Consider the following 20,813-nt stretch of genomic DNA (forward strand, 5'->3'; position numbering starts at 1 on the left):
GGCCTCAGGAGTTCTCACGCTTTTCGAGGACGCTGCGGATGACCTCTTCGAGGTCCGGCAGGATGCGGCGGGCAATTTCGCGGGTCCCTTGCTCGGTCGGGTGCATGCCGTCTTTTTGCAGCAGGGCCGGGTTTCCGGCGACCCCGTCCAGAAAGAACGGGTACAGCGGGACGCCGAATTCCGCCGCCAGTTCCGGGTAAATGCCGTTGAACTCGGTCATATCGTCCTTTGAATAAACGTTCGGCGGGGCCAGCATTCCGGTCAGGAGGATTCCGATCCGGGCCTCCTGAAGGGCCTGAATGATGGCGACCAGATTCAGCCGGGTATCATCGGGGGACAGGCCGCGCAGCGCGTCGTTGGCCCCCAGCTCGATGATCACCAGATCCGGGCGGTCGGTCAGCATCCAGTCCAGACGGGCCAGTCCCCCGGCGGAGGTATCCCCGGACAGACCGCCATTGATCATTTCGAGCTTTAAACGGTTCTCCTGAATCACCGGCGACGCCGCCAGCAGACGGGCCAGCTGGTCGGGGACCGACTGGCCGTTCGGCAGGTTATACCCGGCGGTCAGGCTGTCGCCGAGGGCAAGGATTTTCAGGGTCTTCTGGGATCCTGCCGGGGCCGTGGTCTGGGCCGCCGCCGGAGGAATTGGCAGCAGCAGCACATTGACAATGGCAAAAACTGCCGCATATGCCCACAGAGCCTGCCGCCGCAGGATGTCCGCAATTCGAAAATGCTGCCAGCAGGGCCGCAGGAGCGTCATGTCCGATCTTTCCTTCCAGACGGTCAGCAAGGTACAGGCCCCTGACTATAGGGTCGAGATGGCAGCGGTGGAAGTGACCCTGAGCGGGGTTTCCGGCACCGTTGATATTCTGCGGGGGGTGGACCTGACGGTTTCCCCCGGCGAGGCGGTGGGGCTGATCGGGCCGTCGGGGTCGGGAAAAAGTACGCTGCTGATGGTGATGGCCGGTCTGGAGCAGGCCACCGCCGGGCAGGTGCGGATCTGCGGGGCGGATTTCACCCGGATGGGGGAGGATGCACTGGCGGTGTTCCGCCGGGATCATATCGGCGTGGTGTTCCAGTCCTTTCACCTGATTCCCACCATGACGGCGCTGGAGAATGTGGCGGTGCCGCTGGAGCTGGCCGGGCACCGCGATGCCTTTGACCGGGCGGAGGCCGAGCTGCGCGCCGTCGGGCTGGGGCACCGCCTGCATCATTATCCGCCGCACCTGTCGGGCGGGGAGCAGCAGCGGGTGGCGCTGGCCCGGGCCTTTGCCCCCCGCCCGGCCCTGCTGCTGGCCGATGAACCGACCGGAAACCTTGACGGCACCACCGGGGCAGCGATCATGGATCTGCTGTTCGACCGCCGGGCGGCGGCGGGATCGACTCTGGTGCTGATCACCCATGATCCGGCTCTGGCTGCCCGCTGTGACCGGGTGGTCCGGGTGCAGGACGGGCTGATCGTTGCGGCTGCGTCTCCTGCCGTTCCGGCGGACCGTCCGGCCCCCGTGACCACACCGTCAGGATTGCCCGCATGACCACCGAGATGACCCAGCCCCGCCGCGAGACCTTTCATGCCGACCGGGCCCGCCGCTACGATGACACCATCCGCCGGGTTCTGCCGGGGTATGACACCCTGCATGCGCTGTCGGCGGTGATGCTGGAAACCGCCGGGGCCGGGGATGCGGCCCGGGTGTTGGTGACCGGGGCCGGAACCGGAACGGAACTGGAGCTGATGGCCCGCCGCAATCCGGGCTGGCATCTGGTGGCCTGCGATCCGGCGGAAGGCATGCTGGCGGTGGCGCAGGCGCGGCTGGAAGAGGCCGGTCTGGACCGGCAGGTCAGCCTGCATGTCGGCATCACCGACAGTCTGCCGCCGCAGGACCTCTTTGATGCGGCGGCCTGTCTGCTGGTGCTGCACTTTCTGCCCGATGACGGCACCAAGCTGGCGCTGTTGCACTCCGTGGCCCGCCGCCTGCGCCCCGGGGCCCCGCTGGTGATCGCCGATATGGCGGAAGATCCGGCCAGTCCGCGCTTCCGGCATCTTCTGGCCGCCTGGACCCGTTGGCAGGCTGAGGCCGGGATTGACCCGCAGGAGATTGAAAAAGGCCTGCGCCATATCGAGCGCGATATTCATTTCATCCCCGAAACCCGCTTTGCCGCCCTGCTGGGCGAAGCCGGATTTACCCCGCCGGAACGCTATTTCGGCGGGCTTCTGTTCACCGGCTCTCTTTGCCACCGGACACAGGATCTTTGATGCCGCCCCCGTCCCCGCTCCCCCGCTCCGCTGCTTCTGTTTCCGGCTGGTCTCTGGCCTGGCGTCTGGGCTGGCGCGATCTGCGCGGGGGGCTGGCCGCCAACCTGCGCGGGCTATGGGTGCTGGTCGCCTGTCTGGCGCTGGGCGTGTTTGCCATCGCCGCCGCCGGGTCGATGCGGTCGGCGGTGGAAGCCGGACTGGCCCGCGATGCCCGGATCCTCCTCGGCGGGGATCTGGAGATCCGCATGACCTACCGCGCCCTTGATCCGGTTCAGCGGCAGGCCCTGAGTCTCCATGGCCGCCTGACGGATCTGCGGGAGTTCCGGGCCACTGTCCGCCGGGGCGAGGGAGAGGCCGAACAGCGCGCCTTCAGCGAACTGAAGGCAATCGATCCGGCCACCTATCCGCTGTATGGCACGGTGGAACTGGATCCGCCGCTGCCGCTGGCGGAGGTCCTGCGGCCGGAAACCCTGCCCGATGGCACCGTTGTCTCCGGGGCGGTGGCCGAGGCCGGGCTGCTGGACCGCCTTGGGGCCACGGTCGGCGGTGAGGTGATGGTGGGAGAGGCCCGGGTGCGGATCCGGGCGGTGCTGGTGTCGGAGCCGGACCGGGTGGCCTCGGTGATGGCCTTCGGGCCGCGCCTGCTGGTCGGCCCCGGAACGATTGAGGCGTCAGGGCTGGATCTGCCGGGGGCGCTGATCCGCAATGTCACCAAGCTGCGGGTCGAGGACGGGTCTGCGGTCCCGGATCTGATCCGGGCGCTGAATGCCCGCTTCCCGGAAGCCGGGTGGGATCTGCGCGGAGTCGATGCGGCAACGCCGGGACTGGACCGCTTTCTCGGGAATATCACCCTGTTCCTGACGCTGGTCGGTCTGACCGCCCTGCTCAGCGGTGGTGTCGGGGTGGCCAATGCGGTGATGGCCTTTATGGACAGCCGCCGCCAGACGGTGGCGATTTTCAAAACCCTCGGGGCGTCCGGGGCGCTGGTGTTCCGGATCAGCCTGCTCCAGATCCTGACGCTGGCGCTGATCGGGGTGACGATCGGTCTGGCCGCCGGGGCCGGGTTGCCGTGGGGATTGGGGCCGCTGGTGGCCCCGTTCCTGCCGGCGCGGATGGAACCGGCGCTGTATCCGGTGCCGCTGCTGACTGCCGGGGCCTTTGGTCTGCTGGTGACACTGGTGTTCGGTCTGTGGCCGCTGGCGCAGGCCTACCGGGTTCCGGCGACGGCCTTGTTCCGGTCTCTGCTGGCCCCGGTGTCCGGCTGGCCCCGGGGGCGGTTCGCGCTGGGCGTCGGGCTGGCGGCGGCGGTGCTGGTGGCGGTGACGGTGCTGACGGCGGACCGGAAGGATATTGCCATCGGTTTTGTGGTGGCGGCAGTGCTGGCGGTCGGTCTGTTCCGGGGCATGGCGGCCGGGGTGATGGCGCTGGCCCGCCGGGTGGTGATCCGGGGCCGGGCCGTGCGCAACCGTCCGGTCCTGCGGCTGGCCCTGACCAATCTGTACCGTCCGGGGGCGTCGACGGCCCCGGTGGTGCTGTCGCTGGGGCTTGGGGTATCGGTGCTGGTGGCGTCGGTGCTGACGCAGGCCAATCTGACCCGGCAGGTTCATGAACGGCTGCCGGAATCGGCCCCGGCCTACTACTTCATTGATATCCAGCCCCGTCAGCTGGAGGCCTTCCGGAAGGCGGTGGCCAGTGTGCCCGGGGCGCAGGTGCTGAACACGGCGGATATGACCCGGGGCCGGGTGGTCCGGCTGAAAGACCAGCCGGTGACGCCGGAGAGTGTCAGCAAGGAGTCTGAATGGGCGGTGCGCGGCGACCGGGGCCTGACCTCGGCGGCGGCAAAGCCGGACGACGCGGTGATCGTGGAGGGCACCTGGTGGGCGGCGGACCATGCCGGGCCGCCGCTGGTGTCGGTGGCGGCAACTCTGGCCAAGGGGCTGGGCATCGGGGTCGGGGACCGGATCACCCTGAATGTGCTGGGCCGCGATATCACGGCGACGGTTGCCAACCTGCGGGAGGTTGACTGGTCGTCCCTGTCGATGAACTTTGCCTTTGTCATCTCCCCTGATGCACTGAAGGGGGCGCCACGGACGTGGATTGCCACGGTAGCGGCCCCGCCTTCAGCCGAACTGGCGGTGGAGCGGGCGGTTGGCAAGGCCCTGCGCAATGTTTCGGCGATTCCGGTGCGGCAGGCGCTGGAGACGGTGGAGCAGATCATGACCACGGCGGCGCAGGCGATCCGGGTGACCACGGCGCTGACCCTGCTGGCGGGGATTCTGGTGCTGGCCTCGGCGATTGCCGCCGGGCACCGCCGCCGGGTTTATGATGCGGTGGTCCTGAAGGTTCTGGGGGCACCGCGCGCCCTGCTGGCCCGGGCGTGGCTGCTGGAATACGGTCTGATCGGGGCGGCAACGGCGCTGCTGGCCGCCGGAGTCGGGACCGGGGCGGCATGGATGATCGTGACCAAGGTGATGAAAATGCCATGGGAGGCCATGCCCGGCCTGACGGCGGCGGTCAGCCTGATCAGTATCGCACTGACCCTCACCGGGGGGGCTGTGGGAACCCTGAAAGCCCTGTCCGAAAAGCCGGGGCGGGTACTGCGGGCGGAATAAACGGAAAAAGCCGTCTGTCTGCGCATGGACCGGAGCGCTGCGGGGCAGAATCTTTTTTCTGCCCCATTGCGGCGCGTGAAATTCATGCCATATTGACTCACATCATCGCTCTTTCGCGAAAACAGAGAGGACACTATGGCTTTCGAAGACCGTTCCACCTGGACCCAGGCGCGTTCGGCCGCCGAAGCGGTTCAGCTTGATGAGGGCCTGCGCGCCTATATGCTGCGGGTCTACAACTACATGGCCTCCGGCGTGCTGCTGACCGGTATCGTGTCGTGGCTGGTCGCCAACACCGGCCTGAGCAAGGTGTTTTACACCGTTGCCGCCAACGGCAAGACCCAGCCGGGCCTGCTGATGTGGGTCGCCCTGTTCGCGTCCCTCGGTATGGTGTTTTTCCTGTCCTTCCGTGTTGCCAAGATGCAGGCGGCGACGGCGCAGGCGCTGTTCTGGCTGTATGCCGGCCTGAACGGGGTGTGGCTGTCCACCATCTTCCTGACCTATACCGATACCTCCATCGTCCGGGTGTTCTTCATCACCTCGGCGGCGTTTGCCGGTCTCAGCCTGTATGGCTACACCACCAAGCGCAGCCTTGATGGTCTGGGCTCCTTCCTGATGATGGGCCTGATCGGGATGCTGATCGCCAGCGTGGTGAACATCTTCCTGCAAAGCTCGATGATGGACTGGATCCTGTCGGCGGTGGGTGTGCTGGTGTTCGCCGGTCTGACCGCCTATGACACCCAGAAGATCAAGGAAATGTATTTCGAGGCCGACGGTGCCGATGTTGCCTCCAAGAAGGCGATCATGGGCGCGCTGACCCTGTACCTCGACTTCATCAACCTGTTCCTGATGCTGCTGCGCTTCTTCGGTCAGAACCGCGAGTGATTTCTGAGATAGGTTTTGTAAGGGTATAAGTTTTCGGCAGGGCCCTCAAAACAGGGCCCTGCCGTTATTTTTGGGCGATGTTTCTGTCTGGAAGGACCAATTTCTTTTGGTCTTCCCGTTTCCGGGTAGCCCTTTCAGACGATCAGCGCGATGATGGTTTTTCCTGTGTCGGTGATCAGGATCAATCCCCCTTCCGGTCCCGGTCAGTCCCGCCGTTCTGGTCTCTCCCCCGCCGCTTGGTCTTCCCTCCATGACTGACAGTCCGCTTGCCTCCCTCCCCCTGACCGTTACCGAAGCCCTCAGTCCGGCCGAGCGGGAAGAGATCTTCCGTTTCCGCTATGACATCTATGTCCGGGAGATGGGAAAATTCGGGATGGTGGAGGCGGACCATGCCAATGGTCTGCTGCGGGATGTCGAGGATGCGGAGGCCCGCCTGTATGTGGCCCGCGCCGTCGGTAAGATCGCCGGGACATTGCGGGTTCTGTCCGGCAGCAAGGGGGTTCCGGCCCGTTTCGCACAGATGCCGGATTTTCAGCGGTTCCACGGTTTCGGGCCCGATGCCCTGTCCTTCAGCGCCCGGCTGATGGTGTCACCGGGGCTGCGCGGAACCCCGGCCCTGAATGCGCTGGTGGCCTGTGCCTATGGCGATGGCCTCAACCGCGGGACCCAGTTTGATTTCTGTACCTGTGCCCCCGGTCTGGTCGATCTGTACGAGCATCTGGGCTATCGCCGTTTCACCACTAATGTCGTCGATCCGGTGATCGGCTATCAGGTGCCGCTGGTGCTGGTGCTGCGCGATACCGAACATCTGGAGGCGATCCGCTCGCCGCTGCTGCGGATCCTGCGCCATCATCCGGATGCCGGTGATGGCGGCCCGATTGGGGAATGGCTGCGGCGGACGTTTCCGGTCAAATCGGTGGTGCGGGACTGGGTGGAGGACGAAGACCTGTACTGGCGGTTCCTGACTGAAAAAGTCTGGAACAGCGCCGCCGGGCAACCGTCGATCCTGACCGACCTGAGCGAGGATGAACAGAAACGGCTGTTCCGCAGCGGAACGGTGCTGGAGTGTCAGCGCGGCGACCGCATCATCACCACCGGAACGGTGGGGAAGGAAGTGTTTGTGGTGCTGTCCGGTCTGGTGGAAGTGCGTCTGCCGGGGGAAGACACGCCGCTGGCGGTGCTGGATACCGGGCAGGTCTTTGGGGAAATTGCCTTTCTGGCTGACACCACCCGCTCCGCCGATGTGGTGGCAGTGTCGGATGCCCGGGTGCTGGCCCTCAGTCAGAACTTCCTGCGGCGGCTGATGCGGACCTCGCCGACCATGGCGTCCAAGCTGCTGTTCAACCTGTCGCGGACCCTGTGTGAACGTCTGGTCACCAGCAACCGTCACCGGACACAGGAAACCGGGTTCTGATTGCGGGACAATAGAAGACTCTCCTTGTCGGATATCAAGGCGGCGGTGCCCCGGATTTGCGATTTTCAGCTATTCCAGAGAGGCGGGGATCCGCCGCGTGACAAGGATGGCTGAAAATGACGGCATTTACCTTTGACGACATGCGCAAGATTGACCGGAAAACCCTGGGCGGCGAGGTGCCGCTGGAGCTGTTCCGGACAATCCGTCTGATCGGCCTGCATCAGGGCCTGCCGATGGGGGGCAAGGCCACCACCCTGACGGTCGGGCGCAAAATCGGCGACAGCCTGCCGGTCCGGTCGGTGGACGATATCCTGAAAATCTTCGTCGATCTGAAGATCGGCCTGCCGAAAGTCATCCATCAAGATCCGGATCTGGTCCGGGTGGTGGTGGAAGACTGCTTCTGTGATGGTCTGCCCGCCAGCGGCACCTCGGTCTGTGATCTGGAGGGGGCGATTCTGGAAGGGGCGATGGCGAAGGTGACCGGGAAGACGGTGCGGGTCCGGGAAACCAAATGCAATGTCGCCGGGCATGAGCACTGTGAATATGAGATCCGGATCGGGGGCTGAGCGGTTCTGAAAAAAAACCGGCCTCCTGAGCGAAGGCCGGTTGCAGAGGTCTCTGTTGGTTTGGTCTCTGCCGGATGGATGGGGTGGCAGTGCCACCCCGCCGCAGTCCGGGATCAATACATGTGCTGGCCGCCGTTGATCGACAGGGTCGAGCCGGTGATGAAGTCCGCATCATCGGCGACCAGGAACAGCACACCCCGGGCGATGTCGTCGGCCTTGCCGAGGCGGCCGCGCGGGATCTTGGCGATGATCTTTTCCAGCACGTTCGGCGGCACCGCGCGCACCATATCGGTATCGACATAGCCCGGGGCGATGGCGTTGACGGTGATGCCCTTGCTGGCCCCTTCCTGCGCCAGCGCCTTGGTGAAGCCATGGATGCCGGACTTGGCGGCGGCATAGTTGACCTGACCGTACTGACCGGCCTGCCCGTTGATGGAACCGATGTTGACGATGCGGCCGAAGCTGCGGTCGCGCATGGAATCGATCACGCAGCGGCACATGTTGAAGCAGGAGGACAGGTTGGTCTGAATCACTTCATCCCACTTCTGGTAATCCATGCGGTGGATGGTGGTGTCACGGGTGATCCCGGCGTTGTTGACCAGTACATCGACCGGACCCAGCTCTTCGCTGATCTTCTTCACCGCCGCTTCGCAGGCGGCGAAATCGGCGACATCAAACTTGTAGGCAGCGATGCCGGTTTCTTCGCTGAACTTTTTGGCGGCGTCGTCGTTTCCGGCATAGGTGGCCGCCACCTTGTAGCCCTTGTTCTTCAGGGCTTCGGAAATGGCACGCCCGATCCCACGGGTCCCACCGGTCACAACCGCCACACGACCTTCAGACATTCTTGAACTCCCCTTGCATCAGCGTTTTTGCAGGTAAATGGATCTGTACACATGGTTTGTCCCGGCGTGACAGGGCACGGCGTTCCGGGGCTGGCCCGTGGGGCCAGCTGCGCTCTTACGGCGTCATAAGACTGAGTGTAATGAAATTTCCGGATAAAGAAACCGATATTTATGTAACAAAATTACAAGATGGCAGGGAGAATTCTGTCGCATTTCAGCATTGCTGCGCGACGTCCTGACGGGTAATCCGGGGGATATGCCAACAGCGGGGTGGCGGATCGGCCTTTCCGTTACGGTAACATCTCCGGTTGCAGAAACAAAGCTGCGTGATCTGCCCGGGATCGGTTTTGCGCTGCACACAGAAGACGGCCGATCAAGACAAAACCTTCTCGCTTCGTTCCGCCCCTGTGCGGTAGACTCCCCGCAATTGCGTGGTTTAGACGGAATACCGCCATGGCTTTACCGGAAACCCCGCCAGAGTCCCCGAAAGCCGGGGTTGCCGGGGCTGGTGTGACAGAACAGTCTGTGCCCCCGGCGGACTGTGGGGATCTGCGCCGCCGGATTGAATACCGCCTGCGCCTGATGCAGACCATCACCGGTCTGGAACGCCTGTGGCTGGAAAGCTGGGTCCTGCGGGCCCTGTGTCTGTCCTGTCTGGCGGTGATGCTGTCCGGCGTTCTTCCGGGATTGCCGGGCTGGCTGCATCTGGCCGGGTTGGCTCTGGCGGCGGGGGGGCTTCTTGCTGCTGCCGTGGCGATGGTCCGCCGGTTCCGCTGGCCGGACCGGCAGGACACGGTCCGCCGCTGGGAAGGTGGCCATGTGCACCGTCCTCTGACCGCCAGCTTTGACCGCCTCAGTCAGGGGGGAGATCCCCTGACCGAAGCCCTGTGGCTGGAGCACAAGCGGCAGGCCCGCGCAGAAGGGGCCGGTCTGGCCGTCGGCCTGATGGTCCCGGAGGTTGCCGCCCGTGATCCCTGGGGGCTGCGGGCGATCCCGGTGCTGGCGTTTGTCATTGCCCTGACGGTGGGGTGGCAGGATCCGGCCCACCGGCTGCGCGATTCCCTGACCCCGGGGCCGGTGTTTCCCGGGCGGGGCCTGACCGCCGAAGTCTGGCTGACCCCCCCCGCCTATACCGGTCTGCCGCCTTTGACCCGCAGTCTGACCCTGCCGGTTGCCACGCCGGAGGCTGAAGAGGCCCTGCGGGCGTGGAAAGGGCTGTTCAGCGCCCTTCCCTCCGGAACGCGGGTGCAGCTTCTGGTGCGGTCCGATGCCGCAGTGGATGTGCATCTGGGCGGCATGGCGCTGACGCCGGACGTGCTTGATCAGAAGGCCCGCCGCTGGGATCTGGTGCTGACGCCGGATGCGGAGAGGACGGCCCCGGAGATCCGGATTTCCTCGTTCTGGCGGACCTGGCTGACGTGGCCGGTGCATGTCGTGGCGGATCAGCCGCCGTCTCTGGCGTGGGTGGCTCCGCCGGTATCGGTTGCGCGCCCCGGCGCGGACGGCGCGTTGACCCTGCCGCTGCGGGGGGATGATGACTGGGGGTTCACCGCCCTGTCGCTGGAACTGCGGCGGGAGGGCGAGGAGGCACCCCCTGTGGCCCTGCCTCTCAGCGGTCAGCCGAAGACGCTCCGCTCTGCGGTGTCCGCAGCGCTGGCGGCCCATCCGTGGGCGGGGCTGGAGGTGCAGGTCCGGGTCCGCGGACAGGATGCGGCGGGACAGGACGGGCTGACGGACTGGGCGGCAGTCACCCTGCCGGAGCGCTCGTTCACCCATCCGGTGGCCAGAAAGATTATTGCCACCCGGAAGACCCTGATGACGGTGGCCCCGCCGGACATGATTATGGTCTCTGCCGCCCTCAGCCACCTGAGTGCGCAGCCCGGGGCCTTCGGCGGCGACCCGGTGACGTTTCTGGCGCTGCGCGTCGCAGCGTTACGGGCCGCCGTTTTCTCGGCCGGGACCGTAACGCCGGAAGCCCGGCAGGCGACGGGGGCGCTGTTGTGGCAGACGGCGGTCCGGGTGGAGGACGGGCGTCTGGCCGGAGCGCGGGATGCTTTGGAACAGGCCCGTCAGGATCTGGCAGACGCGGTGGAGCGCCATGCCTCGCCGGAGGAAATGCAGGCGGCGATTGCCGCTGTCCGCCGGGCGGCCGGGGCCTTCATCAATGAATTGCTGAACCGGATGGAAGGAATGGCGGTGCCGCTGCCGCAGATGTCCGGTCTGGCGATGTCGGCAGACAGCATTGACCGGATGGCGCAGGCGCTGGAAGACCTGAGCCGTCTGGGATCAGCCGAGGCGGCCCGGCAGATGATGGATCAGCTGTCCCGGGCGCTGTCGCGGTTGCAGTCGGCGGCATCGATGCCTGATGCCCGCCAGATGGAGATGGTCAGCCGGATGATGGAGGCCCTTCAGGAGGCGGTCCGCCAGCAGGAAGCCCTGCTGAAGCAGACCTTTGATATCCGGCAGGATGAACCGGCCCGCCGCAAGGGGACGCCGTCGCGCTTCGCCAGCCGGGGGATGGAGCTGGGGACGGAGCAGGAGCAGCTGGCGCAGCGGCTGAAGGACAGTGTCGGGGCGGCAGGGCCGGATCCGTCCCTGATGCCGGAGTCTCTGGCCGCAGCCCAGTCGGCGATGACAGCCGCAGCGGCTTCGTTGCGCTCAGCCCGCTGGGAGGAGGCGCTGGAGTCGCAGGCAGCGGCCCTGTCGGCCCTGAAGAAGGGGCAGGGGGAAGCGCTGGGAAACATGATGTCCCGGGGCGGGGGTGGGCCGATGGTGCTGATGTCCCCGGGCGGGCCGGGTCTGTCAGACGATCCGACCGGACGCGGCGGGGACTCGCTGGGGACCGCCGGTCAGCCGATCCCGGATAAGCCGCAGCGGGCCAAGGCGTGGGACCTGTTGCAGGAACTGCGGAGAAGGGCCAGCGACCGGAACCGTCCGGCAGAGGAACTGGAGTACCTGAACCGCTTGCTGAAGCTGTTCTGATTCAGGGTGCCGGTGACGGCAGAGCCGCCGTAGCAAGGGCAGTCCGGAAGGGCCGTTCTGCCCCCTGTTTCTGGAACAAAACCTGTGCCGTGAACAGAAAAAGGGCGGGCTCTCTGAAGAGCCCGCCCTTTTTGACGGAGGAGGCCAGCCCGGGGATCCGGACTGGCCAGTCCTTTACTCAGCGGCGTCGGACAGCGACCAGATTTCCGGGCTGCGTTCCAGACGGGCAATCTGCATCTGGCGATGCAGTTCCAGTTCCTTCGGCAGACGGTCGCCGAACTTGCTGAACATCACTTCCTGATCAATGGCTTCCGCCATGGCCGCGCCCTTGTAGATCTTCATGATCTCGTCGAACTTGGCCTGCGGGAAGTCCAGACCCGACCAATGCAGGTCGGAGTAATGCGGCATCCAGCCGATCGGGCTTTCGGTGGCGGCGGCACGGCCGTGGACGCGGTCAACGATCCACTTCAGGGCGCGCATGTTTTCGCCGAAGCCCGGCCACACGAACTTGCCGTTCTCGTCCTTGCGGAACCAGTTGACGCGGAAGAAACGCGGCGGATTCGGCAGCTTGCGGCCGACGTTCAGCCAATGGTCCCAATAGTCGCCCATGTTGTAGCCGCAGAACGGCAGCATGGCCATCGGGTCGCGGCGCATGGCGGCCTGACCGACCGCGGCGGCGGTGGCTTCGGACCCCATGGTGGCGGCCAGATAGACGCCGTGGCTCCAGTTGAAGGACTGGAACACCAGCGGGAAGTTCTTGGAAACACGGCCACCGAACATGAAGGCGGAAATCGGCACGCCGGCCGGGTTTTCCCATTCGGCGTCGATGCACGGCACCTGCGAGGCCGGGGCGGTGAAGCGGCTGTTCGGATGGGCAGCCGGGCGGCCGCAGTCCGGGGTCCAGTCGCGGCCGGTCCAGTCGATCAGATGGGCCGGGGCTTCATCGGTCATACCTTCCCACCACACGTCACCGTCGTCGGTCAGGGCGACGTTGGTGAAGATGCAGTTGGCGGTCAGGGTCGCCATCGCATTCGGGTTGGACTTGGTGTTGGTGCCCGGGGCGACGCCGAACAGCCCGTTTTCCGGGTTGATGGCGCGCAGCTGGCCGTTGGCGTCCGGCTTGATCCACGCGATGTCGTCGCCGATGGTGGTGACTTCCCAGCCATCGAAGCCCTTCGGCGGAATCAGCATGGCGAAGTTGGTCTTGCCGCAGGCGGACGGGAAGGCGGCGGACACATAGGTCTTTTCACCCTGCGGGTTCTTCACGCCGAGGATGAGCATGTGTTCGGCCAGCCAGCCTTCGTCACGGGCCATCACCGAGGCGATGCGCAGGGCGAGGCACTTCTTGCCGAGCAGGGCGTTGCCGCCGTAGCCGGAGCCGTAGGACCAGATTTCCCGGGTTTCCGGGAAGTGGACGATGTACTTGGTTTCGCTGCACGGCCAGGCCACGTCCTTCTGACCGGCTTCCAGCGGCGCACCGACGGAGTGGATGCACGGCACGAAGGCGCCGTCATCGCCCAGCACGTCCAGCACCTTGGTGCCCATGCGGGTCATGATCTTCATGTTGACGGCGACATAGGCGCTGTCAGAGATCTCGACGCCGATCTGGGCAATGTTGGAGCCGAGCGGACCCATCGAGAACGGCACCACGTACATGGTGCGGCCCTTCATGCAGCCGTCAAACAGCTTGTGCATGGTGGAGCGCATCTCGGCCGGATCGACCCAGTTGTTGGTCGGGCCGGCATCGTCCTTGTCTTCGGAGCAGATGAAGGTGCGGTCTTCAACGCGCGCGACGTCAGAGGGGTCGGAGCGGCACAGGTAGCTGTTGGCGCGCTTTTCCGGGTTCAGGCGGATGAACGTGCCCGCATCGACCATTTCCTGACACAGGCGGTCATATTCGGCATCGGAGCCATCGCACCAGTACACACGGTCCGGCTTGCACAGCTTGGCAACTTCATCGACCCAAGCCAGAAGCTTGGCATTCTTAGTCGGGGCAGCGGTCATTTAACGGATCTCCAGTGGACGATCCGCGCCCGGTCCTTCCGGCAGTGTGACGGAAAGAGGAGGTAAGGCGCGAACGGCGGTCAGTCTTGGGGAAGAAATACGGGCCTGCCGGGTCGGCAGTCCGGATTTCGCACAACAGGTTATCACCCCGGAGCGGACAGAACGGGGGTGCACCCGGGCCAGAGACCGGGTGTCAGGGGCATTTTTATTCTTACGAGCCTCGGGCCGTTTCGGTCCCTCTTGCATCGCCGGAATGCTCTCCTTCAGCCGGTGTGCCGGTCCATCCCGGAGGACGGGTGGCGCACGGGCTTCATGCCTGTTCGGGATCCCTGTCCGGCATGGCCTCCGGACAGTCCCGATGGGGACAATAAAGGGCCGGAGGGTGCCCCGCAACCGCTTGTTTCGCATTCCGGAGATTCGGCCGGGGATTCCGGAGCGGAAAACCCGGCCTACCCGGATGGGTTGGATACAAAATCCTGCGCGACAGGCGGATTACTGCGGTGCAGCACGGGCGGCACGGACCAGTGCCACCAATGTGGGTTGGAGTTCGTTTGCATCCTTCAGGGGGTTCGGAAACGGAATGCGCAGGCTGGTTTCACCATTGGCAAGATCAAGGCCATCGGCATCAACGGCGGTCATGGTCCAGCCGTCGGCGGCGTCCCGGTTACTGCCATAGGTTGCGGCCAGCAGGGCGACGGCATCGGCGTGATCGCTGTTCATGTGTCCGCAGGCCGAGGCGGCGACCGCGTCCAGTTCCCGGCACAGGGCGGCGGGCAGGCCGGGGCCGTCCTCAATCCACACCGCGCGGGCGAAGCCGCCGACGAAATGGATCCGCTCCACCGTCATGACCCAGACCGCGAAGTCGCCGAACCCGGCATACAGGGCTGCCCCCGGGTGGCGGGCGAGAAACCGGGACCGGGCCTGCTCCAGCTCTGCCCCTTCGGCCCGGTGCAGGGTTCCGGTGACCGTGGCGCGGGGACCGGTCTGCGGGTTTGGCAGCCCGGAGGCCTGTTCCACCAGAAAGGCCGCCCGGGGATCCCGCAGCAGATTTTGGGTGTGGTCTGCCAGTTCGGACAGCAGGAAGACGGGAGAGGCGTCGGGCAGGGTCGCATGGGTGACCAGAGAGACATAAGGCGTCGGGCCTGCTGCGTCTTCCTCTGTTGCTGCGGGCAGGGTTGTGGCAAGACTGCCGCTCCGGCAACCGCGCAGCAGGGCGCGGACACTCCGGCGGTGGCTATCAGAAGGTTTGATTTGCGGAATTTCGCGGGTCATGATGCCATCCGTGACACAGCACACAGGTCCAACGGGCAGTGGGACCCTATGGTGGGGAAGGTTGATAAACTTTCCTGATTCGGTAAATAGGGCATATGCGAATTCTGTATCATCACTGGCTGTCACCGTTCGCACGGAAGGTCAGGCTGGTCCTTGGCGAGAAGCGTCTGGACGTCACCGAAACCCTTCAGGCCGACTGGGACCGCAGTGACCAGTTTCTGGCGCTGAACCCGGCTGGGGAAGTTCCGGTTCTGATCGAGCCGAACGGGCTGGTCCTGTGCGATTCGCAGACCATCTGCGAATATCTGGAAGAAACCTATACCGAGGTGCCGCTGCTGCCGCGCTCGGTGCCGGAGCGGGCGGAAACCCGCCGTCTGGTGGCATGGTTTGACCGGAAGTTCCAGCAGGAAGTCACTCATCCGCTGGTCAGCGAAAAGCTGATGAAGCGGATGCTGGGCGGCGATCCGCCGGACTCCCGCTGGGTGCGGGTCGGGCGGACCAACATCCACACCCATCTGGCCTATATCACCTGGCTGACCGAGCGGCGGAAGTGGCTGGCGGGCGGGGCGATGACGCTGGCTGACATCACGGCGGCGGCCCATCTGTCGCTGATCGACTACATCGGCGATGTGCCGTGGGATGACCATCCCTTTGCCAAGGACTGGTACGTGCGGATTAAAAGCCGTCCCTGCTTCCGGCCCCTGCTGAAGGAAGTGATTCCCGGCGTTCTGCCGCCGAAGCATTACGCCGACCTTGATTTCTGACCGCCTGCCCGGCGGGTCCGCATCAGGAAAAACACCCCGGTCAGCGTCCGCTGCCGGGGTGTTCTGTTGTGGCAGGCATTGAGAAGGGGCAGGGCTGTTACCGGAAGTACTGCCAGAAGTACCGGCCGATCATGATCACGCACATGGTGACGATCAGCGGACGGATGTACTTCGATCCGCCCTTGACCACGGCGATAGAACCCAGACTGGCCCCGATCACCTGCCCGCACATCATGGTCAGGGCGATCGCCCACAGGATTTTGCCGCTGAAAATGAACACCCCCACCGAGGCAAGGTTGCTGGCAAAATTCATCGCCTTGGCATGGGCGGTGGCCCGCACCAGATTCTGGCCGCGCAGGGTGACTCCGGCCAGCGCAAAGAACGACCCGGTGCCGGGGCCGAACATGCCATCGTACAGCCCGATCGTGGGGACGACGAACAGGCGGTAGGCCAGCCGTCCGATCCGGGGTTTGCCGTCGACGTCCCCGGCCCGGGGGGCAAGGGCAAAGTACAGGGCGATGCCGATCAGCACGCTGGGGATAATGATGTCCAACGCCTTGGCATCAATGAAGTGCAGGGCAATGGTGCCAACCACCGATCCGGCGAGGGCGGCGACAAACGGCCACGCCACATCAACCGGGCGCAGCATTCCCATCCGGATCATGGTCAGGGTGGCGGTCAGGCTGCCGGAGCTGGCCTGCATTTTGTTGGTGGCCAGTGCCAGCAGCGGCGGAATTCCCGACAGCAGCAGGGCGGGAATGGTGATCAGGCCGCCGCCTCCGGCCATGGCATCGAGGAATCCGGCGACCAGAGCCACCGCAAACAGGATGGCCAGCACATCATAACCCAGTGAAAAATCCACGGCAGTCCTCGCCTGTTCCGGTCCAGCCGGGGCGTACTGTCAGCCAACAGTCAGGCCGGACCCCGGGGGAGGCCGACAATAGACCGCCCCCGGTGGGGCCGGAAGCCGGATTCTTGTCCGGTAGGACACCGGCTTTGCGCAGAGGTCAGGAAAACTCGTCGACCAGTGCGGCGATCCGGAGCGGATCAAATTCCGCCATCACCCGCCGGGCGAAGGCTTCGGTGTCCATATGGCTGATCCGCCGGATCCGCTGTTTCACCCGGGGCAGGCTGCCCGCCGCCATCGACAGCTCGCGGATACCCATGCCCAGCAGCAGCGGGGCAAACCGGGGATCCCCGGCAATTTCACCGCAGACACTGATCGGGATCCCGGCCCGCAGGGCGGCCCCGGTGGTGAAGTGAATCAGCCGCAGCACCGCCGGATGCAGTGGATTGTACAGATGGGCCACCGTTTCGTCGGTGCGGTCGATGGCCAGGGTGTACTGGGTCAGGTCGTTGGTGCCGATGGCGAAAAAGTCTGAGACCAGCGCCAGCGCATCCGCCGCAAGGGCCGCCCCCGGGATCTCGATCATGATGCCGATCGGCGGCAGGGTCTCCGGTACCGGGGTCCCGTTGGCCTTCAGGCGGGCATGGACGGTTTCCGCCGCTGTCCGCACCGCCCGGATTTCGTCGCAGTTGGCGACCATCGGCACCAGAATCCGCACCGGCCCGTGGACGGCGGCCCGCAGAATCGCTGCCAGCTGGGCCTCCAGCACCTGCGGTGCCGACAGCAGGAAGCGTACCGCCCGCAGGCCGAGGGCCGGGTTGTCCGGCAGGCTGGTGCCGCTGGCCGAGGTCAGTTTGTCGCCACCGGCATCCAGCACGCGCACCGTCACCGTACGGCCCTGCATCCGTTCAATCACCGACCGCAGCACCGCATACTGCTCATCTTCCGTCGGCCAGTCCGGGCGGTTCATGAACAGGAATTCGCTGCGCAGCAGGCCGATTCCCTCGGCCCCGGCATGCAGAACGGCCTCGGCTTCGGTCGGCAGTTCGATGTTGGCCATCAGGCGCACCGCCACCCCGTCGGTGGTGACGGCGGGCAGATCCTTCAGGCGGGTCAGGGCCCGGCGGCCCCGCAGATAGTCGGCCCGCTTGATCCGGTAGGCGGCGAGGGTGTCGGCGCAGGGATGCAGGATCACCTGACCGTCGAGGCCGTCAATGATGACGGTTTCGCCGCCCCGCACCGCCCGGGTCAGATCCGGCACCGCCAGAACGGCCGGCAGGTCCAGCGACCGCGCCATGATGGCGGTATGGCTCTGGGCCCCACCCGACTCGGTGGCGAAGCCATGGACATACTGCGGATCGAACATGGCGGTGTCGGCCGGGGTCAGCTCCCGGCTGATCACCACCGCCCGGCGCGGCAGATTGTCGAAGGCCTTGACCGTGGTCTTGGTCAGGTTGCGGATCAGCCGCTGCCCGACCTCGCGGATGTCATCGGCCCGGCCCGCCAGATAGGCGTCATTCATCGACGCAAAGGCTTCGGCCAGATCGGCGATGACGGTGCGGACGGCGGCCTCGGCGTTGATGCGGTCCCGCTCAATCCGCTGTTCCACCCCGCGTACCAGACGGGACCCTTGCAGCATGTGGCCGTAGGCATCCAGCATGAAGCCGAGTTCTTCCCCGGCGTGGGCGGGCAGTTTCTCCGCCTTGCCGCGCAGCACGTTCAGCTGCCGCTGGGCGGCGGCGACTGCCTGAGCAAAGCGCTTTTTCTCGGCGGTGACCCGGTTGGCGGCAATCCGGTATTCCGGGGCGCGCACATCGCCGGGGTCATGGAAATGGACAACACCGATCACCACCCCGGGGCCGACGGCGAGGCCCCGGAACACCTGTTCCTCGCGGGGGCCGCCGACGCAGCAGCGGCCGGGGGGTGGATCATTCTTCATCGAACTTGTCGTCCACCAGCTTGCCGAGTCCCTCCAGAGCCTCCCGCGCCTGCGTGCCGGTGGCCCGCAGCTCGATGGTGGTGCCGGGCGAGGCTGCCAGCATCATCAGCCCCATGATTGAGCGGCCGGAGACGGTTTCGCCCCGGTTGGTGACGCGGACGTCGGCGTCAAAGGTTTCCGCCAGTTTGACGAACTTGGCGGCGGCGCGGGCATGCAGGCCCCGGCTGTTGGTAATGGTGGCCTTACGGAACACCGAACCGTCGGTATCGGTGGAAATCAGGCTGTCAGCGGCGAGATCGGACATAACGGGTTCCTCCCGGGCGGTTTTTTGCCTTTGGATGACGGGGTGGGCCCGTCATCGGGCCCGTCATCGGGGACGTCTTCAGGGGCAGGCTGACAGATTATTTGTTCAGCAGCTTCGAGGCGACATTGATGTATTTCCGTCCGGCGTCCTGCGCGGCCAGAACGGCATCGGCAAGGGCCATGTCGTTGCGCACGCTGGCCAGCTTGATCAGCATTGGCAGATTGACCCCGGCGATCACTTCCACCTTGGCCTTGCCCATGATCGAGATCGCCAGATTGGACGGGGTGCCGCCGAACATGTCGGTCAGGACCACGACCCCGCTGCCGTCTTCAACCCGGCCGACGTTGTCGAGAATATCGGCGCGCCGCTGTTCCATATCATCGTCCGGTCCGATGCAGACCGAGGCCACCCCTGCCTGCGGGCCGACCACATGCTCCAGCGCAGCGATCAGTTCATCCGCCAGCCGGCCGTGGGTGACGAGTACCATTCCAATCATCCGCGCGTTTCCCCTCAGGTTCAGTATGCCGTGTCTGCTTCTTTGGTCCGGCCCCGGCAGGGTCCGGTGGGCAGCTCAGACGCCGCCACGGAGATGTGGGGCATCCGGTGTGGACGCCGAGAGTGTGCCCGGCATATCGCGATGCCGCAAGGTCGGACGTCGCCCGATCGTCGCCAGCCAGTCAAAAAGGTGTTCGGCCACAAAGACGGAGCGGTGTTTGCCGCCGGTACAGCCGACGGCAATCGTCAGATAGGACTTTCCCTCGTCCTCATAGCGGGGCAGCAGGGGGCCGATCAGGGTTTTCAGGCTGTCGAGGAAGCCGGGCAGGGCCGGATCGGCGCTGATATAAGCGCCGACCTCGGGGGACTGGCCGGTTTTCGGGCGCAGCTCATCGACGTAGTGCGGGTTGCGCAGGAAGCGCACGTCAAACACCAGATCGGCTTCCCGCGGCAGCCCGTTGCGGAAGCCGAAAGACATCACCACCACACTCATGCCGGGGTTGGCATCGGTGCCGAACTGCTTTTCCACCAGCGCCCGGAAGTCGGCCACCGGCAGGCGGGAGGTGTCGATCACCGCGTCGGCGCGGTCCCGCAGCATGGAAACCATCTGCCGTTCCAGCGCGATGCCGTCGGGCAGTGGCAGGTCCCCGCCAATGGGGTGGCGGCGCCGGGTTTCGGTGAAACGCCGGGCCAGAACATGGTCGTCGGCATCGAGAAACAGCAGATCGACGTCCAGATCCGGGTGGGTGCGCAGGGCTTCGGTCACGTTCAGCAGACGGCTGACGTCAAAGTCCCGGGTGCGGATATCAATGCCCACCGCCAGCGGTTTGCGCATCCCCGGGCAGGTGTCCCCGACCAGACGTTCCAGCAGGCCGAGCGGCAGGTTATCCACCGCCTCATAGCCCATGTCCTCAAAGGCCTTCAGGGCGGTGGATTTTCCGGCCCCGGACAGGCCGGTGACGATGACGACCCGTTCGCCGGGGGGAAGGGGGGAGGGGGAGGTATTCATGAGACCAGCACCACATCACCGGTGATCATACGGACAGCCAGCCGGACCTTGGCCGGGGCGGAGGTCTGGAACGGGTCCAGATGCAGGCGGGGCACGGCGACCCCGAAGAGGTCAACGGTTTCCCGGGGGGGGAGCCGCTCCGGCACCTGCCCCGGGCACAGATCGAACAGCAGGCGCACCGGGGCCTCCTTGATATGGCCGACCCGGACCAGCCCCAGTCCCCGCACTTCCAGCACTCCGGCCATTTCGGGGCGGGAGGTGGCGATCAGGGTATCCCCGTCCCAGCCGGATTCCGTGTGGTACGCGCAGTAGTCATCCCCGACCAGAACGGCCCCGCCCTCAATCAGGCGCAGGGCCAGATCGGACTTGCCGCTGCCGGATGGGCCGCGTAGCAGAACCCCATGACCATCAATGGAAACGCAGGTGGCGTGGATCATCGTCATGATCAGAGAGTGTGTTTGCCGGGGGGTAAAGTCAACCGATGGGCCGGTTTTGCCCCGGATTTCTCCCCGGTGGGTCCGGTGATAGTCCGACAGAACTGCTCGTCTTTGCTGCCTTCATGCTTTAGTAAGAGTGTCCTGCGACACTCCAGCAAAATGGCCGGGGCTGTGCCCGCGCCGCCTGTCC

General features: G+C 65.4%; 18 protein-coding genes. 8 read left to right on the forward strand and 10 right to left on the reverse strand.

Features of this window, described 5'->3' with window-relative positions:
• Nucleotides 1–4: 4 nt before the first annotated feature.
• Nucleotides 5–760, reverse strand: a complete 756-nt coding sequence (locus FHS48_RS06385; protein ID WP_184262488.1) for an arylesterase — start codon at nucleotides 758–760, stop codon at nucleotides 5–7.
• Here FHS48_RS06385 and FHS48_RS06390 point away from each other — a divergent pair.
• From FHS48_RS06390 to FHS48_RS06415, 6 genes are all read left to right on the forward strand, one after another.
• Nucleotides 759–1,535, forward strand: a complete 777-nt coding sequence (locus FHS48_RS06390; protein WP_184262490.1) for an ABC transporter ATP-binding protein — start codon at nucleotides 759–761, stop codon at nucleotides 1,533–1,535. The two genes, FHS48_RS06385 and FHS48_RS06390, sit on opposite strands and share 2 nt — an antisense overlap.
• Nucleotides 1,532–2,254 carry a class I SAM-dependent methyltransferase gene (locus FHS48_RS06395; RefSeq protein WP_184262492.1) on the forward strand — a complete coding sequence of 241 codons (723 nt, stop codon included), beginning with the start codon at nucleotides 1,532–1,534 and terminating at the stop codon, nucleotides 2,252–2,254. The genes FHS48_RS06390 and FHS48_RS06395 overlap by 4 nt, the downstream gene beginning before the upstream one ends.
• A complete protein-coding gene (locus FHS48_RS20415) occupies nucleotides 2,254–4,866 on the forward strand; it encodes an ABC transporter permease (protein ID WP_184262494.1) in 2,613 nt (870 codons plus the stop codon). The genes FHS48_RS06395 and FHS48_RS20415 overlap by 1 nt, the downstream gene beginning before the upstream one ends.
• A gap of 135 nt (nucleotides 4,867–5,001) precedes the next feature.
• Complete coding sequence (locus tag FHS48_RS06405; RefSeq protein WP_184262496.1) at nucleotides 5,002–5,748, forward strand: Bax inhibitor-1/YccA family protein; 747 nt, start codon at nucleotides 5,002–5,004, stop codon at nucleotides 5,746–5,748.
• A gap of 250 nt (nucleotides 5,749–5,998) precedes the next feature.
• On the forward strand, nucleotides 5,999–7,162 hold the full coding sequence (locus FHS48_RS06410) for a cyclic nucleotide-binding domain-containing protein (protein WP_184262498.1): 1,164 nt from the start codon (nucleotides 5,999–6,001) through the stop codon (nucleotides 7,160–7,162).
• A gap of 116 nt (nucleotides 7,163–7,278) precedes the next feature.
• Nucleotides 7,279–7,728, forward strand: a complete 450-nt coding sequence (locus FHS48_RS06415) for a V4R domain-containing protein (RefSeq protein ID WP_184262500.1) — start codon at nucleotides 7,279–7,281, stop codon at nucleotides 7,726–7,728.
• Between the two features lie 113 nt (nucleotides 7,729–7,841).
• Here the strand turns inward: FHS48_RS06415 and phbB are convergent, their stop codons facing one another.
• On the reverse strand, nucleotides 7,842–8,570 hold the full coding sequence (gene phbB, locus FHS48_RS06420) for an acetoacetyl-CoA reductase (RefSeq protein WP_184262503.1): 729 nt from the start codon (nucleotides 8,568–8,570) through the stop codon (nucleotides 7,842–7,844).
• Nucleotides 8,571–9,023: 453 nt separating this feature from the next.
• On the opposite strand from phbB, the gene FHS48_RS06425 reads away from it, so the two are divergent.
• Nucleotides 9,024–11,552 carry a DUF4175 family protein gene (locus tag FHS48_RS06425; protein WP_184262505.1) on the forward strand — a complete coding sequence of 843 codons (2,529 nt, stop codon included), beginning with the start codon at nucleotides 9,024–9,026 and terminating at the stop codon, nucleotides 11,550–11,552.
• A gap of 174 nt (nucleotides 11,553–11,726) precedes the next feature.
• Here FHS48_RS06425 and FHS48_RS06430 read toward each other — a convergent pair whose 3' ends face one another.
• Nucleotides 11,727–13,556 (reverse strand): phosphoenolpyruvate carboxykinase (GTP), encoded by a 1,830-nt coding sequence (locus tag FHS48_RS06430; RefSeq protein WP_184262507.1) that lies wholly within the window; start codon nucleotides 13,554–13,556, stop codon nucleotides 11,727–11,729.
• Nucleotides 13,557–14,048: 492 nt separating this feature from the next.
• The gene (locus tag FHS48_RS06435) at nucleotides 14,049–14,828 is read right to left on the reverse strand and encodes a HugZ family pyridoxamine 5'-phosphate oxidase (protein WP_184262509.1); all 780 of its coding nucleotides are present in this window, start codon (nucleotides 14,826–14,828) and stop codon (nucleotides 14,049–14,051) included.
• A 95-nt stretch (nucleotides 14,829–14,923) separates the two neighbouring features.
• Between FHS48_RS06435 and fzlA the strand changes: the two genes are divergently transcribed.
• Entirely contained in the window at nucleotides 14,924–15,592 is a 669-nt protein-coding gene (gene fzlA, locus FHS48_RS06440) for an FtsZ-binding protein FzlA (protein ID WP_221443389.1), read from the forward strand.
• Nucleotides 15,593–15,689: 97 nt separating this feature from the next.
• Here the strand turns inward: fzlA and FHS48_RS06445 are convergent, their stop codons facing one another.
• The 6 genes from FHS48_RS06445 to FHS48_RS06470 form a co-directional block, all read right to left on the reverse strand.
• The gene (locus FHS48_RS06445) at nucleotides 15,690–16,454 is read right to left on the reverse strand and encodes a TSUP family transporter (protein ID WP_184262511.1); all 765 of its coding nucleotides are present in this window, start codon (nucleotides 16,452–16,454) and stop codon (nucleotides 15,690–15,692) included.
• Nucleotides 16,455–16,599: 145 nt separating this feature from the next.
• The gene (ptsP, locus tag FHS48_RS06450; protein WP_184262513.1) at nucleotides 16,600–18,378 is read right to left on the reverse strand and encodes a phosphoenolpyruvate--protein phosphotransferase; all 1,779 of its coding nucleotides are present in this window, start codon (nucleotides 18,376–18,378) and stop codon (nucleotides 16,600–16,602) included.
• On the reverse strand, nucleotides 18,368–18,682 hold the full coding sequence (locus FHS48_RS06455) for an HPr family phosphocarrier protein (RefSeq protein ID WP_184262515.1): 315 nt from the start codon (nucleotides 18,680–18,682) through the stop codon (nucleotides 18,368–18,370). The genes ptsP and FHS48_RS06455 overlap by 11 nt, the downstream gene beginning before the upstream one ends.
• Before the next feature lie 97 nt (nucleotides 18,683–18,779).
• Nucleotides 18,780–19,178, reverse strand: a complete 399-nt coding sequence (locus FHS48_RS06460) for a PTS sugar transporter subunit IIA (protein ID WP_019644961.1) — start codon at nucleotides 19,176–19,178, stop codon at nucleotides 18,780–18,782.
• 75 nt (nucleotides 19,179–19,253) lie between these two features.
• Nucleotides 19,254–20,186, reverse strand: coding sequence for an RNase adapter RapZ (rapZ, locus tag FHS48_RS06465; protein WP_184262517.1), 933 nt, complete (start codon nucleotides 20,184–20,186; stop codon nucleotides 19,254–19,256).
• The gene (locus tag FHS48_RS06470) at nucleotides 20,183–20,623 is read right to left on the reverse strand and encodes an HPr kinase/phosphorylase (RefSeq protein ID WP_311769095.1); all 441 of its coding nucleotides are present in this window, start codon (nucleotides 20,621–20,623) and stop codon (nucleotides 20,183–20,185) included. Before FHS48_RS06470 ends, rapZ begins: the two co-directional genes overlap by 4 nt.
• Between the last annotated feature and the right edge of the window lie 190 nt (nucleotides 20,624–20,813).

The organism is Novispirillum itersonii, assembly GCF_014205675.1.
GTDB classification, from domain to species: domain Bacteria; phylum Pseudomonadota; class Alphaproteobacteria; order Rhodospirillales; family Rhodospirillaceae; genus Novispirillum; species Novispirillum itersonii_A.